This is a genomic window from Streptomyces sp. NPDC056628, assembly GCF_042792555.1.
Taxonomy (GTDB): Bacteria; Actinomycetota; Actinomycetes; order Streptomycetales; family Streptomycetaceae; genus Streptomyces.
The window spans coordinates 265,248-281,208 of the sequence record NZ_JBHTWG010000001.1; the positions used below are offsets into that span (position 1 = coordinate 265,248).

Here is a 15,961-nt window from a genome sequence, read left to right on the forward strand (position 1 = left end):
TGAACAGGTACCCCTAGCCGTAGACGATCCGGCGCAGCTGCCGGAGCGAGAGCTCCGGCGGTGCCACCGCCCGGTATTTCAGGTCCGCCTCGATCCGTTCGAAGATCGTCGCGTTCACCAGGCCCTGGGCCTGGAGCTCGCGGTGGCGGCGACGGACGAACTGCTCGGTCGTCTCGTCGAAGTAGGCGAGCACGTCCTGGATCACCCTCAGCGCCTCGCCCCGGTTCAGGGGCGTGCTGCGGGTCAGATGATCGACAAGGTCGTCGTGCACTCGGTAGATCCTGGGGTATGGGAGATCGCTTCGCAAGAATTCTGCCCGATTTCGGGCAAGCGTGCGCCCGGCGGTGGGGGTGTCTCCTACAAGCGCTTCAGTACGGCCTGCTTGGCGGCCGCGAACTCCTCGTCCGTCAGGACGCCCGTGCGGTGCAGATCGCCGAGCTCGCGCAACCGGCGCAGCAGCACGTCGTGGTCCTCGGGGTCCGCCTGCCGCGGGATCCGTTCCTGCGGTGCGGATGCGGCCGGATGAGGGATACGGGCCTGCACGGCCGCCCCGACCAGGGCCATCAGCGGGTCCTTCTTGAAGCCCCACAGCTCCACCGCGTGCGGGTCGTACTTGGGCGGGGTCGTGGCGGACCCGTGGCGCACGACGAACCGGAGGTGGCCGTTCTCCAGGCCCGCGGCCGGCTGCCACTCCACCGCGCGGACGTCCGTGACCTGGATCGTGCGGGGCCCGCCCGCGGCCTTCGCCTCCTCCGTCTTCCAGTTCCACTCCAGACGGATGTGCTCGCCGTCGAAGGCGGCCGTGCCGTCCCCGGCGGAGAAGGACAGCGGCAGCGAGGGGCCCGGCAGCAGATAACGGTCCACCGGGCCGGCCGGGACCTCGTCCAGCAGCAGCGCGTTGCGGACCTCGTCCACGACGTACTCCGCGACGCCGTACCGGTCGGGCTCCACGACCAGCTGGTACGGATCGTGGGGCTCGGTGAGACGGCCGCCCGTGGCGAGCAGCAGCGGGTCGGCGCCGTCCCGCAGCCGCAGCCTGAGCCGTCCGGCCCGCTTGCCCTGCTCGAAGGAGATCCCGGCCAACGCCTCCAGGGGCACGGCGAGTTCGCCCAGTGCCGCGCGCAGCAGGCCGACGCTCTTGTCGCGGCCGGGGATCAGCCGCAGGGCGTCGCCGTCGAAGATCCAGGTGCCGTCCCGCTGGATGATTTCCGCCATGGGGTGGATTGTTCCATCCGGGTCGCGAGAGAGTGGTCCAGACCTCTTGGAGCGTCAACGGCTCATGGAAGGGACGCTTTTGTGAAGAACAGAACGCTGCGCCTTCTCGGTTCCCTGTTACTGGTCGCCCTGGGCGTCTCGGTGACCGGGGCCGCCCCCGCCCCCCGCTCGACGTCACCCACCCCGTTCGACCGCGTCATCCCCGCGCCCGCGCACACCACCCCGGGTGAGAACCCGTACCGGATCACCCGCGGCACCCACATCCGGGTGGACGGCTCCCGCGAGGCGCGCCGCGTCGGCGAGTACCTCGCCGGACTCCTGCGCCCCTCCACCGGCTACCGCCTCCCCGTCACCGACCGCGGCGCCGGGGGCATACGGCTGCGCCTGCGCCAGGGCCCGTTCGGCGCCGAGGGCTACCGCCTCGACAGCGGGCCCGGCGGCGTCACCATCACCGCGGCGGCCCCCGCCGGCCTCTTCCACGGCGTGCAGACCCTGCGCCAGCTCCTCCCGGCCGCCGTCGAGAAGGACTCCGTGCAGCCCGGTCCGTGGCTGGTCGCGGGCGGCACCCTCCAGGACACCCCGCGCTACTCCTGGCGCGGCGCGATGCTCGACGTCTCCCGGCACTTCTTCACCGTCGAGCAGGTCAAGCGGTACATCGACCAGCTCGCCCTCTACAAGATCAACAAGCTGCATCTGCACCTCAGCGACGACCAGGGCTGGCGCATCGCCATCGACTCCTGGCCGCGGCTGGCCACCTACGGCGGCTCCACCCAGGTCGGCGGCGGCCCCGGCGGCCACTACACCAAGGCCGACTACAAGGAGATCGTCCGGTACGCCTCCTCCCGCTATCTGGAGGTCGTCCCCGAGATCGACATGCCCGGGCACACCAACGCCGCGCTGGCCTCCTACGCCGACCTGAACTGCGACGGCGTCGCGCCCCCGCTCTACACGGGCATCGCGGTCGGATTCAGCTCGCTGTGCGCCGGCAAGGAGATCACCTACGACTTCGTCGACGACGTGATCCGTGAGCTGGCCGCGCTGACCCCCGGCCGCCATCTGCACATCGGCGGTGACGAGGCGCACTCCACCAGCCACGAGGACTATGTGGCGTTCATGGAGCGGGTGCAGCCGATCGTCGCCCGGTACGGCAAGACGGTGGTGGGCTGGCACCAGCTGACCGGGGCGACCCCGGCCGAGGGCGCGCTCGCCCAGTACTGGGGCCTGGACGGTACGAGCGCCCAGGAGAAGGAACGGGTCGCCGCGGCCGCGCGCAACGGCACCGGGATCATCCTGTCGCCGGCCGACCGGATCTACCTCGACATGAAGTACACCGCCGACACCCCGCTGGGGCTGTCCTGGGCGGGCCTGGTGGAGGTGCGCCGGGCCTACGACTGGGACCCGGCCGCGTATCTGCCGGGGGCGCCCGCGTCGGCGATCCGCGGGGTCGAGGCCCCGCTGTGGTCGGAGACGCTGACCCGGTCGGACGAGATCGAGTACATGGCGTTCCCGCGGCTCCCGGGCGTCGCCGAGCTCGGCTGGTCGCCGGCCTCGACGCACGACTGGGACGCCTACAAGGTGCGGCTCGCCGCGCAGGCCGAGCGGTGGGAGGCGCTGGGCGTCGACTTCTACCGGTCGCCGCAGGTGCCCTGGCCCACGGCGTAGCGCACACGACGACGGGCGCCCCCGGAGGACCGTACTCCGGGGGCGCCCGCCTGTCCGTGGGGCTACGGCCCGGCGATGGGGTTCTTCAGGGTGCCGACGAGCTGGAGGGCGCCGGCCGGGTCCGTGAGGTCCACCATCTGCCGGTTGTTGCGCAGCTGGAGGCGGTTGAGGCAGGACAGCGCGAACTCGGGGACGAACATGTCGTACCGCTCGAACTTCTCGGCGAGTTCGGGCACCGACCGCTGGTAGTCGCGGGTGACCTCGGCGACCGTCCGCCAGAAGGCGTCCTCGTCGAGGATGCCCTCGGTGGCGAGGTTCGCGGCGAGGAAGCGGAAGAAGCAGTCGAAGACGTCCGTGAAGATCGACAGCAGCTTGGTGTCCTCGGGCACGTCCACACGCACCCGCTCGACCGCCGGCGGCAGCACCGCGTCCGGGTCCATGACGGCGATCTCCTCGGCGATGTCCTTGTAGATCGCGCGCCGGACCACGCCGTCCTTCAGGACCAGGACGACGTTCTCGCCGTGCGGCATGTACACCAGGTCGTAGGCGTAGAAGCTGTGCAGCAGCGGGGTGAAGTAGGCCCGCAGATAGTGCCGCAGCCACTCCACCGGGTCCAGCCCGGACCGCTCGATCAGGGCGCCCGCGAACGACGCGCCCTCGTGGTCGACGTGCAGGAGCGAGGCCATGGTCGCCGGCGTCTCGCCGTCCTCGAGGCGGGGCACGGGGCTCTCGCGCCACAGCGCCGCCAGCATCTTGCGGTACGGCGAGTACCGGTCCGTCGCCGCCTCGTACTCCAGGTGCCGGTAGCCGACCGCGGCCCGCTCCCGGATGATCGACAGGCCCGTCGAGCGCAGCACCGGATCGCCGTCGATGAGCTGGGCCAGCCAGTCGTTGATGGCGGGCGTGGCCTCCATGTAGGCGGCCGAGAGCCCGCGCATGAAGCCCATGTTGAGGACCGACAGCGCCGTCTTCACATAGTGCTTCTCCGGGCTCGTGCTGTTGAAGAAGGTCCGGATGGACTGCTGGGCCAGGTACTCGTCGTCGCCCTCGCCCAGGACGACGAGGTGCTCGCGGGCGACCTCGGCGGCGAAGGTGACCGCGAGCTTGTTCCACCACTGCCACGGGTGCACCGGGACGAGGAGGTAGTCCCGGGGGTCGAGGTCCCGCGCGCGCAGCACCCCGTGGAACCGGTCGACGGTCTCCGCGCCCAGCTCCTCCCGCACGAACGACTCGTACTCGACGCCGACGCCCGCCGTGAACGCGGCGCGCGAGCGGTGGGCCGCCAGCCACACCAGGCGCACCGGACGTGCCGCCTCCGGGGCGTACGCCAGGTACTCGTCGACGCCGAAGCCCAGCCGGCCGTTGTTGGCGACGAAGCAGGGGTGGCCCTCGGTCATCCCGGCCTCGATCGCCTGGAACCCGGAGCGGGCCAGCTCGGCCGCCGTGACCCGCGGCTTGGTCAGCTTGTAGCAGGTGCCCGAGAGGGTGGAGGAGATCTCCTCCAGGTACACGGGCAGGATCTCGTCGCTCAGCCCCAGGGACTTCTGCAGCTCGATGAAGAAGTCCAGCGCGGCGAGCGGGAGTTCCGCCTCGTCGCGGTGGCGGGCGATCGAGTCGGCGTCGATCCCCCAGTGGTCCAGGGCGCGACGCACGGCGGTGAACGTGTACCGCGTGCGCCCGTCGTCGCTGCGGACCACGTAGCCGCCGTCGCCGGACGGCTCGGGGGTGAGCAGGCGCTCGTGGGCGAACTCGGCGAGGGCCTTGCGGACGAGGAGGCGGTTGGCCCGCGCCCAGCGGTGGGGGGACAGATGCGCCACGGCGTCGGACGGCGTCATACGGCTGCTCCTCGGGCTGCCTCGAACTGGTCACGGGTGCAGAAGCTCAGCAGCGCCTTCTTCTCGGGCTTCTGGATCTCGCGCGCGGGCACGAACCCCACCGCCGCGTTCAGGGCGTGGACGGCCGAGTTGGCGACGTCCGGCTCCACGACGACCCGCCGGACCCCGGGGTCCTCGAAGAGGTGCTCCATCACGGCGGTGATCACGGCCCGGGTGAAGCCGTGCACGGGACGGTCGGTCGCCGGCGTGAGGAAGTGCATGCCCACGTCGCCCGGAAGCGGGTCGTACAGGCCGACCAGCTCGCGGTGGGCGGGGTCGTACCGCTCCATCAGGAAGGCGGGCGCCCCGCGCTCGTCGAGACCCAGCAGGGCGTGGTGGTGCTCGTCTGCCGCGATCTCCATGTAGGCGCGCTCGACGTCCTCCAGCCTGGCGTCCTGCATCATCCAGAACGCGGCCTTGGGGTGGGTCACCCAGGAGTGCAGGAGCTCGGCGTCCCGCAGCGGGTCGAGGGGGCGGAAGGTGAAGGTGCGGGTGCTCATACGGAGAACTCCTGGAACGCGATCGTCTTCTCGACCGGGTAGTACTCGGTGCCGAGCAGCTCGCGGATGATGTACGCGTTGCGGTACGGCCCCATGCCCAGGTCGGGGCTGGTGATGCTGTGCGTGTGGACACCGGCGTTCTGGAGGAAGACACCGCGGCCGGTGACGTCGATGGCGTAGTTGCGGGCGACGTCGAAGTTGCCCCGGCCGTCGTAGACCAGGCGGTCGCGCACCGGGCGCAGGAACTCCGGCTCGGCGTACTTGTAGCCGGTCGCCAGCACCAGGCCCTGCGACTCGATCGTGAAGTCCTTGCCCTGCTCCTCCTGGCGGAACGACAGGGTGTACGTGCCGTTCTCGTGGCGCGCGCCGGTGAGGGAGGAGTTGGTGAGCAGCCGCGTGGCGACGGGGCCGCCGAGGCTCTTCCGGTAGAGCAGGTCGAAGATCTCGTTGATCAGGTCGCCGTCGATGCCCTTGAACAGGCCCTTCTGCTCGGCGGTGAGCCGGTAGCGGGTGTCCTCGGGCAGCTCGCGGTAGTAGTCGACGTACTCCGGGGACGTCATCTCCAGTGTGAGCTTGGTGTACTCCAGCGGGAAGAACCGCGGGGAGCGGGTGACCCAGTTCAGCCGGTAGCCGTGGACGTCGATCTCGCTGAGCAGGTCGTGGTAGATCTCGGCGGCGGACTGCCCGGAGCCGACCAGCGTGATGGACTCCTTCTTCTGCAGCTCCGCCTTGTGCTGGAGATAGCGGGAGTTGTGCAGGAAGCCGCCCCCGAGGCCCTCGCACGCCTCGGGTAGGTGCGGCGGGGTGCCGGTGCCGAGGACGAGGTGGCGGGCCCGGTAGCTGTCGCCTGCGTCGGTGCGCACGGCGTAGACCCCGGCCTCGTCCTCGTACGTCACCTCGGTCACCGTGGTGCCGAAGCGGATGCTGCTCAGCCGGCTCGCGGCCCAGCGGCAGTAGTCGTCGTACTCGACGCGCAGCGGGTAGAAGTTCTCGCGGATGTAGAACGAGTACAGCCGCCCTTTCTCCTTGAGGTAGTTCAGGAAGGAGTACGGCGAGGTCGGGTCGGCGAGGGTCACCAGGTCCGACATGAACGGCGTCTGGAGGTGGGCGCCGTCCAGGAACATGCCCGCGTGCCACTCGAAGTCGGGCTTCGACTCCAGGAAGACGCCGTCGAGTTCGGCGATCGGTTCGGTCAGGCACGCGAGGCCCAGGTTGAACGGGCCGAGCCCGATGGCCACGAAGTCGTGGACCACGGACGGGTTGTCAGGACGCGCGGTCAAGGGAGTCTCCCAGGTACTGCTCGGCGTGGCCGGCGATCAGGTCGAGGACGGCGGCGATGTCTTCGGTCGTCGTCTCGGGGTTGAGCAGGGTGAACTTCAGGTAGTGGCGGCCTTGGACCCTGGTGCCCGCGACCACGGCGTCGCCGGAGGCGAACAGCGCCTTGCGGGCGTACAGGTTGGCCCGGTCGATCTCGGCCGGGTCGGTGACGGCGGCCGGGATGTGGCGGAAGACCAGGGTGGACAGGGCGGGCTCCACGACCACGTCGAAGCGGGGGTCGGCGGCCAGCAGCCGCCAGCCCGCCGCGGCCAGGTCGCAGACCTCGTCGAAGAGCTGCCCGATGCCGTCGGCCCCCATGGTGCGCAGGGTCATCCACAGCTTGAGCGCGTCGAAGCGGCGGGTGGTCTGGAGGGACTTGTCGACCTGGTTGGGGATGCGCTCCTGCACCATGCGGCGCGGGTTGAGGTAGTCCGCGTGGTAGGTGACGTGCCGCAGGGTCGCGGCGTCGCGGACCAGCACGGCGGACGAACTGACCGGCTGGAAGAAGGACTTGTGGTAGTCGACGGTGACGGAGTCGGCGTGCTCGATGCCGTCGATGCGGCCCCGGTACTTCACGGAGGCCAGCAGGCCGCAGCCGTAGGCGGCGTCGACGTGCATCCAGGTGCCGTACCGCTCGCACAGCCCGGCGATCTCGGGCAGCGGGTCGATGGAGCCGAAGTCGGTGGTGCCGGCGGTGGCGACGACGGCCATGGGGACCAGGCCGTCCCGGGTGCAGCGCTCCAGCTCCCGGGCGAGCGCGACGGTCTGCATGCGCTTGTCGTGGTCGACCGGGACGGAGACCACGGCGTCCGGGCCGAGGCCGAGCAGTTTCGCGGACTTCTTCACGCTGAAGTGGCTGACCTCGGAGGCGAGGATACGCAGTTTCGCCAGGTTGTCGGTCTTGGCCTCCTCGCGGGCCAGCAGCAGCGCCTGGAGGTTGGACTGGGAGCCGCCGGAGGTGAACACGCCGTCGGCGGCCGGGCCGAGGCCGATGCGGGCGGCCGTCCAGTCGACCAGCTTGCGCTCGATCAGGGTGCCGCCGGCCGACTGGTCCCAGGTGTCCAGCGAGGAGTTGACGGCGGACAGCACCGCCTCGCCGAGCACCGCCGGGATGACGACCGGGCAGTTGAGGTGGGCGAGGTAGCGCGGGTGGTGGAAGTAGACGGCGTCCCGGAGGTAGACGTCCTCCAGCTCGTCGAGCACCGCGGCGGTGTCGTGCAGCGGGCGGTCGAGATCGATCGCGTCGATGGCGGGGGCGAGGTCGTCGACCGACACGCCGGTGAACGGACGGTCGGTGGCGGCGAGTTTGGCGGCCACCCGCTCGATGCCTTCGGTCACGGAGCGGCGGTACCGCTCCGCGGTCGTGTCGTTGAGCAAGTGCGAGCGCATGGGGAGGTCCTCCGGTGGGGACGGGGCTCTGAGAGCAACTTAGGTAAGGCTAACCTAAGTTGAGGTTGCTCATGCCGGGTTCGGACGTGACCGCGATCACGGAGGGGGCGCTGCCGGGCGCCGGACGTCACGCCGCCGCGCGCAGCTGTTCCTCGCTCATGCCCTGCCGCCAGTAGCCCACGAAGGTGACCCTGCGGCGGTCCAGGCCGCGTTCGGCGACGAAGTGCCGGCGCAGCGCCTTCACACAGCCGGACTCGCCGGCGAGCCACACGTAGGGCCGCCCGGCGGCGGGGATGGGGGCGGCCCGGACGGAGTCCAGGGCCAGGGGAGTGCCCTCGGGGTGCGCCCGGTCCCGGACCAGCCAGGTGATCCCGGCGTCGGCGGCGGTCGGCAGTTCCTGGACGTCCCCGGCGTCACGCACCTCCAGCCACACCTGGGCGGGCGTCCCGGCGGGCAGCGTCTCGAGGACGGCGGCGACGGCGGGTACGGCGGTCTCGTCGCCCCACAGGACGACCGGCCCGGTGTCGGCGGGCGGCCGGAAGCGGATGGCCCGGTTGTCCGCGACGGCGGGGCCGAGCACCAGCACCCGGTCACCCGCGCCGGCCCGCGCGGCCCACGAGGAGGCCGGGCCGGCCGGGGTGTGCAGCACGAAGTCGATGTCGATCTCGCCGGCGTCGCGGCGCAGCGCGCGCAGCGTGTACGACCGCATCACCGCCCTTACGCCGTCCGGCAGTTCGCGCCAGCCCTGCCACCAGCCGTCGCCCAGCTCGACGGGGACGCGGGGCTCGCTCTGCCCCGGGTGCGGCAGGAACAGCGACAGGGACTGGTCGCGTCCGTCGGAGAAGAAGTGCTCCAGGTCCGCACCGCCGAAGGTGACCCGGACCAGGGACGGCCCGAGCCGCCGCGTCCGTACGACATGGAGGGCGAAGAAGCGGAAGGGGGCGGCGACGGCGGTGGTCATAGGGGGCGACTCCCGGATCGACGTCGGTGTGCCTGCTCAAGGGGGTGCGGGGGCCGCGCGACCGGCCACGACCGGCCGCGACCCCGAGTGGCCGTCTCTCAGGCGACCTTCTTGGCCTTCTCGATGGCCTCGGCCAGGTTCGTCAGCAGCGGGGTGCACTTGGCGTACGACAGGATCGGCTCGGGCGAGCGCGGGATGACCTGCCCGGCCTTCACGGCGGGCAGCTTCTTCCAGGTGCCCTCGGGGATGTCGGCCGGCTGGATCGTCTGCGTGCGGTCGTCCATCATGATGATGTCGGCCGGGTACTTGTCGACGTTCTCCCAGCTCAGGCTCTCGTACCAGCCGCCGCCCTCCTTCTTGGCGCTCTCCGGCGGCTCGACGAAGTTCACGCCGAGGGCCTTGAAGTACTCCAGGTCGATGGAGAGGTTGGTGCCGGAGACGTAGAAGATGTCCTGGCTGGCGGAGCCGGCCAGGACCTTGATCTCCGGGCGGGCCTTGGCGGCTTTGCGCAGTCGCTCGGCGGCGGCCTCGAACTCCTTCTTGGCCTGCGCGGCCTCGCCGGTCTTCAGGTCGGCGCCGAGGGACTCGGCCAGCTCCCACACCCGCTCCAGCGGCCGGGTCAGCTGACGGTCGTACACGGAGACGGCCACGCTCGGCGCGAGCTTGGCGATCTTGCCCTTGGACGCCTCGGGGACGTACCAGAGGGTGCCGGCGCTGTCGAAGGTCGTGGAGATGAGGACCTCGGGGGCGAACGCCGCGTACTTCTCGACGCTGAACTGGTCCCAGACGTTGCCGAACACCGTCAGCTTGCTGACGTCCATGTCGCCGGCCTGCACGTCGGCCTTGCCGTCCTTGGTCTTCGTCGGGCCGAAGACGCCCTTCACCTCGATGCCGTAGTCGTACAGGGCGGCCGCCACGCCGACGAAGGCGACGATCTTCGTGGGGACCTCGTCCAGCTTCACGGTCGTGCCGCGGTCGTCCTCGAACGTCCAGGGGCCGGACTTGCCCGCGCCCCCGGCCTCGTTCGACCCACCGCTCTTGGCGTCGTCGTCCCCGCAGGCCGCGAGCACGGCACCGAGACCGAGGGCACCGCCGGCGGCGAGGATGCCGCGGCGGGTGAGGTGGGTGGCTCTGGCGTTGGACATGGCTACGCTGCTTTCGAACAGGGCTGATCACCGCTGGACAGTTCGAAGATAGGTTAGCCTAACCTGAGCTGATGTCCAGGGGTGGGGCGCTGATCGGTCTCGCGCCCGCCCGTGAGCGGGCCCCTGTATGCCGCGAGGCCCAACGCCCGGGTGCCTCCCGGATGTTGAGCCTCGTTCGGGTCGTTCGCGGCAGGTCAGCCCACCAGCCCCAGCTCCCGCGCGATCAGCATGCGCTGGACCTCGCTGGTGCCCTCGCCGATCTCCAGGATCTTGGAATCCCGCCACATCCGGGCCACCGGGTACTCGTTCATGAAGCCGTAGCCGCCGTGGACCTGCGTGGCGTCCCGGGCGTTGTCCACCGCGACCGTGGACGAGTACAGCTTCGCCAGCGCCGCCTCCTTCTTGAACGGCTCCCCGGCCACCAGCCGGGACGCCGCGTCGCGCCAGGCGAGGCGGGCCGTGTGCGCCTTCATCTCCATGTCGGCGATCTTGAACTGGATGGCCTGGTTGGCGCCGATCGGACGGCCGAACGCGTGGCGCTCCCTGGCGTACTTCACCGACTCGTCCACACAGCCCTGCGCCAGGCCGGTGGCCAGCGCCGCGATCGCGATACGGCCCTCGTCCAGGATGCGCAGGAACTGCGCGTACCCGCGGCCCTCCTGGCCCAGCAGGTTGGCCGCCGGGACACGGACGTCCACGAAGGACAGCTCGCGGGTGTCCGAGGCGTTCCAGCCGACCTTGGAGTAGGGGGCGGCGACCGTGAAGCCCGGGGTGCCGGCGGGCACGATGATCGAGGAGATGAGCGGCTTGCCGTCCGGCTTGCGGCCCGTCACCGCCGTGACCGTCACCAGACCGGTGATGTCGGTGCCGGAGTTGGTGATGAAGCACTTGGTGCCGTTGATCACCCACTCGTCCGTCGACTCGTCGAGGCGGGCCGTCGTCCGGGTCGCGCCCGCGTCGGAGCCGCCGTCCGGCTCGGTCAGGCCGAACGCGCCGAGGATCTCACCGGAGCACAGCTTCGGCAGCCAGGTGCGCTTCTGCTCCTCGGTGCCGAACAGATGGATCGGCATGGCGCCCAGCGAGACGCCCGCCTCCAGCGTGATGGCCACCGAGGAGTCGACGCGGGCCAGCTCCTCCAGGGCGATGCCCAGCGCCAGGTAGTCGCCGCCCATACCGCCGTGCTCCTCGGGGAACGGCAGGCCGAACAGCCCCATGCGGCCCATCTCCCGCACGATCTCGTACGGGAACTCATGACGCTCGTAGAAGTCGCCGATCTTCGGCGCCACGACGTCGTGGGCGAACTCCTCCACCGTGCGGCGGAGGTCCTCCAGTTCGGGGGAGAGACGGTGGTCCATGGCGGTTCACTGCTCCTTGTGGGAGAGGGCTCGTACGGTGCGGGAGGGGCTGGGCCGTCCCAACTGGTCGGCCATCCACGTGCTTGTGGCGACGAGGAGGCCCAGGTCGACTCCGGTGTCGATGCCGAGGCCGCGCAGCATCCACACGAGGTCTTCCGTGGCGAGGTTGCCGGTGGCGGACTTGGCGTACGGGCAGCCGCCCAGCCCGCCCGCGGAGGCGTCGACGGTGGTGACGCCGTGCTGGAGGGCGGCGTAGGTGTTGGCGAGGGCCTGACCGTAGGTGTCGTGGAAGTGCACGCCGATGACACCGGTCGGCACCCCCTCCTCGTTCAGCATCGAGAGCAGGGCGCGCACATGGGCCGGCGTCGCCACGCCGATGGTGTCGCCGAGGCTCAGCTCGTCGCAGCCCATCGCGACGAGCGCCTTGCACACCCGGACGACCTGGGGGAGCGGGACGGCACCCTCCCAGGGGTCGCCGAAGCACATCGACACATACCCGCGCACCTGCACGTCCTCGTCCTTGGCGCGCCGCACCACCGGCTCGAACACCGCGAGGGACTCGTCCAGCGTCCGGTTGAGGTTGGCCTTGGCGAAGGACTCGGTGGCGCTGGCGAACACCGCGACGCGCCGGGCGCCGAGGGCGAGGGCCCGGTCCAGACCCCGGTCGTTGGGGACCAGGACCGGCAGCTCGACCCCCTCCAGGCCGGAGACGAGCGGGAACAGCTGCTCGGCGTCCGCGAGTTGGGGCACCCACTTCGGATGGACGAAGCTCGTCGCCTCGATCGTCGTCAGACCGGCCGAGGCGAGCCGGCGGACGAACTCCGCCTTCACCTCGGTGGGCACGGTCGACTTCTCGTTCTGCAGGCCGTCGCGCGCGCCGACCTCGTGGATGCGCACCCGGGCCGGCAGACCCGGCGCCGGGACGGTCATGGGCAGCGTCATCAGACCTCCTCCGCCGGGGTGACGACCACCAGGACCTGGTCCATGGCGACCGTGGTGCCGGGTGCGACGTCGAGTTCGGCGACCGTGCCGGCGTGCGGGGCGGAGATGACGTGCTCCATCTTCATCGCCTCCACCACGAGCAGGCTCTGGCCGGCCGTCACCTCGTCGCCCACGGCGACCTTCACCACCGTCACCGTCCCGGGCATGGGCGCGGTGAGCGAGTCGGCGCCCGCGTGGGCGGCACCGGTGAGCGAGGCGGCCACCGGGTCGTGGTCGCGCACCTGCCAGGCGTCGCCGTCGCGGCCCAGCCAGTCGGCGGCCCGGTGGAAGGTGTGGCGGGCGCCGTCGAGGGTCACCGACACCTCGTCGTCGGTGACGACGGCGGAGCCGCGCGGCGCGTACTCCAAGGGCTCCTGCGCCCGCAGGTGGAAGCTCACCGGCCGCGGGGTGCCGCCGAGCCGCCAGCCGCTCGGCACCGAGAACGGATCCGTCCAGCCGTCGCCCTCCGGGCGCAGCGCGTCGAGGCGGACGGCCGCCGCCGCCTCGTACACCTCCTCGGGCACCTCGGTGGTGACCAGGTCGTCCACCACGCGCTCCACCAGGCCCGTGTCCAGCTCGCCCGCCACGACCGCCGGATGCGCCAGCAGCCGCCGCAGGAAGCCCGCGTTGGTCGGCACGCCCAGCGTGACCGTCCCGGCGAGGGCCGCCCGCAGCTTCCGCAGCGCGGTCGCGCGGTCGGGGCCATACGCGATCACCTTGGACAGCATCGGGTCGTACAGGCTGCCGACCTCCGTGCCCTCGCTGAGCCCGGAGTCGGTGCGCACGCCGTCGCCCTGCGGCTCGCGCAGCCTCAGGACCGTGCCGCCGGACGGCAGGAAGCCGCGCGCCGGGTCTTCGGCGCAGACGCGGGCCTCGACGGCGTGCCCGGTGAACGTCACGTCGTCCTGCCCGAAGGCCAGTCGCTCGCCGGCCGCCACCCGCAGCTGCCACTCCACCAGGTCGATCCCGGTGATCAGCTCGGTGACCGGGTGCTCCACCTGGAGGCGGGTGTTCATCTCCATGAAGTAGTACGAGGACGGGTCGCCGCCCGGCACGATGAACTCCACCGTGCCCGCGCCCCGGTAGCCGCAGGAGCGGGCCGCCTGCACGGCCGCCTCGCCCATCCCCGCGCGCGTGGCCTCGTCGAGGAGCACGCTGGGCGCCTCCTCGATGATCTTCTGGTGCCGGCGCTGCAGCGAGCACTCGCGCTCGCCGAGGTGCACGACATTGCCGTGCCCGTCGGCCAGGACCTGGATCTCGATGTGCCGGGGCCGGTCGACCCACCGCTCGACCAGCAGGGTGTCGTCGCCGAAGGAGGCGCGGGCCTCACGGCGTGCGGCGGCGATCTCGTCCGCCAGCAGTGCCGTGTCCCGCACCAGCCGCATGCCCTTGCCGCCGCCGCCCGCCGACGGCTTGAGCAGCACCGGCATGCCGATCTCGCGTGCGGCGTCGGCCAGTTCGGCGTCGGTGAGGCCGCTGCCGCTGGAGCCGGGCACCACCGGGACACCGGCCGCCTTCACGGTCTCCTTGGCCCGGATCTTGTCGCCCATCAGGGAGATGGCGTCGGCGGGCGGCCCGATGAAGACCAGCCCGGCGTCGGCGCAGGCGCGCGCGAAGCCGGCGTTCTCCGCGAGGAAGCCGTAGCCGGGGTGGACGGCCTGGGCGCCGGTGCGGGCGGCCGCCTCCAGCAGCCGCTCCACGGACAGATAGCTCTCGGCCGCCGGCGCCGGACCGATCCGCACCGCCGTGTCGGCCTCGCGCACATGGCGGGCGTCGGCGTCCGCGTCGGAGAAGACGGCCACCGAGCGCACGCCCAGCGCGCGCAGCGTACGGACGACCCGGACGGCGATCTCGCCCCGGTTGGCCACGAGTACGGTGTCGAACATGGTCCCCCTCACATCCGGAAGACGCCGAACTGGGGGTCACCCAGGGGCGCGTTGGCACAGGCGGTCAGGGCCAGACCCAGCACCTGGCGGGTCTCCAGCGGGTCGATGACCCCGTCGTCCCAGAGCCGGGCGGTGGCGTAGTAGGCGTTGCCCTGGCGCTCGTACTGCGCGCGCACGGGCGCCTTGAACGTCTCCTCGTCCTCGGCCGGCCAGGTCTCCCCGCGCGCCTCCATCTGGTCGCGCTTGACGGTGGCGAGGACCGAGGCGGCCTGCTCGCCGCCCATGACGGAGATCTTGGCGCCCGGCCACATCCACAGGAACCGGGGCGAGTAGGCCCGGCCGCACATGGAGTAGTTGCCGGCGCCGTAGGAGCCGCCGACCACGACCGTCAGCTTGGGCACGCGCGTGCAGGCCACCGCCGTGACCATCTTGGCGCCGTGCTTGGCGATGCCGCCGGCCTCGTAGTCCTTGCCGACCATGAACCCGGAGATGTTCTGCAGGAACACCAGCGGGATGCCGCGCTGGTCGCACAGCTCGATGAAGTGGGCGCCCTTCTGGGCGGACTCGGAGAACAGGATGCCGTTGTTGGCGACGATGCCGACCGGGTGCCCGTGGATCCGGGCGAAGCCGGTGACGAGCGTCTGCCCGAACTCGGCCTTGAACTCGGCGAAGCGGGACCCGTCGACCACGCGCGCGATGATCTCGCGCACGTCGTAGGGGGTGCGGGAGTCGACCGGCACGGCGCCGTACAGCCCGTACGGGTCGACCTTCGGCTCGACGGCGGGCGTGACCTCCCAGGGGAGGTCGCGGCGGGCGGGCAGGGTGGCGACGATGTTCCGCACGATGCGCAGCGCGTGCGCGTCGTCCTCCGCGAGGTGGTCGGTCACGCCGGACACCCGGGAGTGGACCTCGCCGCCGCCGAGCTCCTCCGCGGTGACGACCTCGCCGGTGGCGGCCTTCACCAGCGGGGGCCCGCCGAGGAAGATCGTGCCCTGGCCGCGCACGATCACGGCCTCGTCGCTCATCGCGGGGACGTAGGCGCCGCCGGCCGTGCAGGAGCCGAGGACCGCGGCGATCTGGGGGATGCCCGCGCCGGACATCCGGGCCTGGTTGTAGAAGATCCGCCCGAAGTGCTCGCGGTCCGGGAAGACCTCGTCCTGCATCGGCAGGAAGGCGCCGCCGGAGTCGACCAGGTACAGGCACGGCAGCCGGTTCTCCAGGGCCACCTCCTGGGCGCGCAGGTGCTTCTTGACGGTCATCGGGTAGTAGGTGCCGCCCTTGACCGTGGCGTCGTTGGCGACGATCACGCACTCGCGGCCGCTGACCCGCCCGATGCCCGCGATGACACCCGCCGCCGGGGCCTGCCCCTCGTACATCCCGTCGGCGGCGAGGGGGGCGAGCTCCAGGAAGGGTGAGCCGGGGTCGAGCAGGGTGTCGACCCGGTCGCGGGGCAGCAGCTTGCCGCGCGCGGTGTGCCGGGCGCGGGCCTTCTCACCCCCGCCGAGCCGCACCGCGGCCAGTTTGGCGCGCAGTTCCTCCCCGAGCGCCCGGTGGGCCTCCTCGTTGGCCCGCCAGGTCTCCGACGCGGGATCCGCCGCGCTCTGGAGCTCCGGTGCCTCGTGCATCCTCGCGGTCCCCTCACCTTGTTAATGAGCGTTAACGCATTTCCTTCAGGT

At 71.4% G+C, this 15,961-nt stretch carries 13 protein-coding genes; 1 reads left to right on the forward strand and 12 read right to left on the reverse strand.

Annotated features, from left to right (window positions below):
- Positions 1-13: 13 nt before the first annotated feature.
- Together ACFRAC_RS01205 and ACFRAC_RS01210 are read right to left on the reverse strand one after the other, a co-directional pair.
- Entirely contained in the window at positions 14-271 is a 258-nt protein-coding gene (locus ACFRAC_RS01205) for a hypothetical protein (protein ID WP_055623450.1), read from the reverse strand.
- A gap of 86 nt (positions 272-357) precedes the next feature.
- Complete coding sequence (locus ACFRAC_RS01210) at positions 358-1,215, reverse strand: DUF4429 domain-containing protein (RefSeq protein WP_382919328.1); 858 nt, start codon at positions 1,213-1,215, stop codon at positions 358-360.
- Positions 1,216-1,296: 81 nt separating this feature from the next.
- Between ACFRAC_RS01210 and ACFRAC_RS01215 the strand changes: the two genes are divergently transcribed.
- The gene (locus tag ACFRAC_RS01215) at positions 1,297-2,877 is read left to right on the forward strand and encodes a beta-N-acetylhexosaminidase (protein ID WP_382919330.1); all 1,581 of its coding nucleotides are present in this window, start codon (positions 1,297-1,299) and stop codon (positions 2,875-2,877) included.
- Positions 2,878-2,939: 62 nt separating this feature from the next.
- Here the strand turns inward: ACFRAC_RS01215 and ACFRAC_RS01220 are convergent, their stop codons facing one another.
- The 10 genes from ACFRAC_RS01220 to ACFRAC_RS01265 all read right to left on the reverse strand — a co-directional run bounded on the left by ACFRAC_RS01220 (position 2,940) and on the right by ACFRAC_RS01265 (position 15,910).
- Positions 2,940-4,712, reverse strand: coding sequence for an IucA/IucC family protein (locus ACFRAC_RS01220; RefSeq protein ID WP_382919331.1), 1,773 nt, complete (start codon positions 4,710-4,712; stop codon positions 2,940-2,942).
- Positions 4,709-5,251: a GNAT family N-acetyltransferase gene (locus ACFRAC_RS01225; protein WP_382919332.1), complete on the reverse strand. Its 543-nt coding sequence runs from the start codon at positions 5,249-5,251 to the stop codon at positions 4,709-4,711. Before ACFRAC_RS01225 ends, ACFRAC_RS01220 begins: the two co-directional genes overlap by 4 nt.
- On the reverse strand, positions 5,248-6,531 hold the full coding sequence (locus ACFRAC_RS01230) for a lysine N(6)-hydroxylase/L-ornithine N(5)-oxygenase family protein (protein ID WP_382919333.1): 1,284 nt from the start codon (positions 6,529-6,531) through the stop codon (positions 5,248-5,250). Before ACFRAC_RS01230 ends, ACFRAC_RS01225 begins: the two co-directional genes overlap by 4 nt.
- Positions 6,515-7,957, reverse strand: coding sequence for a lysine decarboxylase DesA (desA, locus tag ACFRAC_RS01235; protein ID WP_382919335.1), 1,443 nt, complete (start codon positions 7,955-7,957; stop codon positions 6,515-6,517). Before desA ends, ACFRAC_RS01230 begins: the two co-directional genes overlap by 17 nt.
- A gap of 127 nt (positions 7,958-8,084) precedes the next feature.
- The gene (locus ACFRAC_RS01240; RefSeq protein ID WP_382919336.1) at positions 8,085-8,918 is read right to left on the reverse strand and encodes a siderophore-interacting protein; all 834 of its coding nucleotides are present in this window, start codon (positions 8,916-8,918) and stop codon (positions 8,085-8,087) included.
- Positions 8,919-9,016: 98 nt separating this feature from the next.
- On the reverse strand, positions 9,017-10,063 hold the full coding sequence (locus ACFRAC_RS01245) for an ABC transporter substrate-binding protein (RefSeq protein ID WP_382919338.1): 1,047 nt from the start codon (positions 10,061-10,063) through the stop codon (positions 9,017-9,019).
- Positions 10,064-10,257: 194 nt separating this feature from the next.
- Entirely contained in the window at positions 10,258-11,418 is a 1,161-nt protein-coding gene (locus ACFRAC_RS01250) for an acyl-CoA dehydrogenase family protein (RefSeq protein WP_382919340.1), read from the reverse strand.
- A gap of 6 nt (positions 11,419-11,424) precedes the next feature.
- On the reverse strand, positions 11,425-12,360 hold the full coding sequence (locus tag ACFRAC_RS01255; protein ID WP_382919341.1) for a hydroxymethylglutaryl-CoA lyase: 936 nt from the start codon (positions 12,358-12,360) through the stop codon (positions 11,425-11,427).
- The gene (locus ACFRAC_RS01260) at positions 12,360-14,285 is read right to left on the reverse strand and encodes a biotin carboxylase N-terminal domain-containing protein (RefSeq protein ID WP_382919342.1); all 1,926 of its coding nucleotides are present in this window, start codon (positions 14,283-14,285) and stop codon (positions 12,360-12,362) included. The genes ACFRAC_RS01255 and ACFRAC_RS01260 overlap by 1 nt, the downstream gene beginning before the upstream one ends.
- An 8-nt stretch (positions 14,286-14,293) precedes the next feature.
- Positions 14,294-15,910, reverse strand: a complete 1,617-nt coding sequence (locus tag ACFRAC_RS01265) for a carboxyl transferase domain-containing protein (RefSeq protein ID WP_382919343.1) — start codon at positions 15,908-15,910, stop codon at positions 14,294-14,296.
- Between the last annotated feature and the right edge of the window lie 51 nt (positions 15,911-15,961).

Bases quoted from the DNA above. Each gene is read 5' to 3' on its own strand.
- ACFRAC_RS01245 (WP_382919338.1), bottom strand. From the start codon at position 10,063: ATGTCCAACGCCAGAGCCACCCACCTCACCCGCCGCGGCATCCTCGCC.
- ACFRAC_RS01255 (WP_382919341.1), bottom strand. From the start codon at position 12,360: ATGACGCTGCCCATGACCGTCCCGGCGCCGGGTCTGCCGGCCCGGGTG.
- ACFRAC_RS01250 (WP_382919340.1), bottom strand. From the start codon at position 11,418: ATGGACCACCGTCTCTCCCCCGAACTGGAGGACCTCCGCCGCACGGTG.
- ACFRAC_RS01210 (WP_382919328.1), bottom strand. From the start codon at position 1,215: ATGGCGGAAATCATCCAGCGGGACGGCACCTGGATCTTCGACGGCGAC.
- desA (WP_382919335.1), bottom strand. From the start codon at position 7,957: ATGCGCTCGCACTTGCTCAACGACACGACCGCGGAGCGGTACCGCCGC.
- ACFRAC_RS01240 (WP_382919336.1), bottom strand. From the start codon at position 8,918: ATGACCACCGCCGTCGCCGCCCCCTTCCGCTTCTTCGCCCTCCATGTC.
- ACFRAC_RS01260 (WP_382919342.1), bottom strand. From the start codon at position 14,285: ATGTTCGACACCGTACTCGTGGCCAACCGGGGCGAGATCGCCGTCCGG.
- ACFRAC_RS01225 (WP_382919332.1), bottom strand. From the start codon at position 5,251: ATGAGCACCCGCACCTTCACCTTCCGCCCCCTCGACCCGCTGCGGGAC.
- ACFRAC_RS01220 (WP_382919331.1), bottom strand. From the start codon at position 4,712: ATGACGCCGTCCGACGCCGTGGCGCATCTGTCCCCCCACCGCTGGGCG.
- ACFRAC_RS01265 (WP_382919343.1), bottom strand. From the start codon at position 15,910: ATGCACGAGGCACCGGAGCTCCAGAGCGCGGCGGATCCCGCGTCGGAG.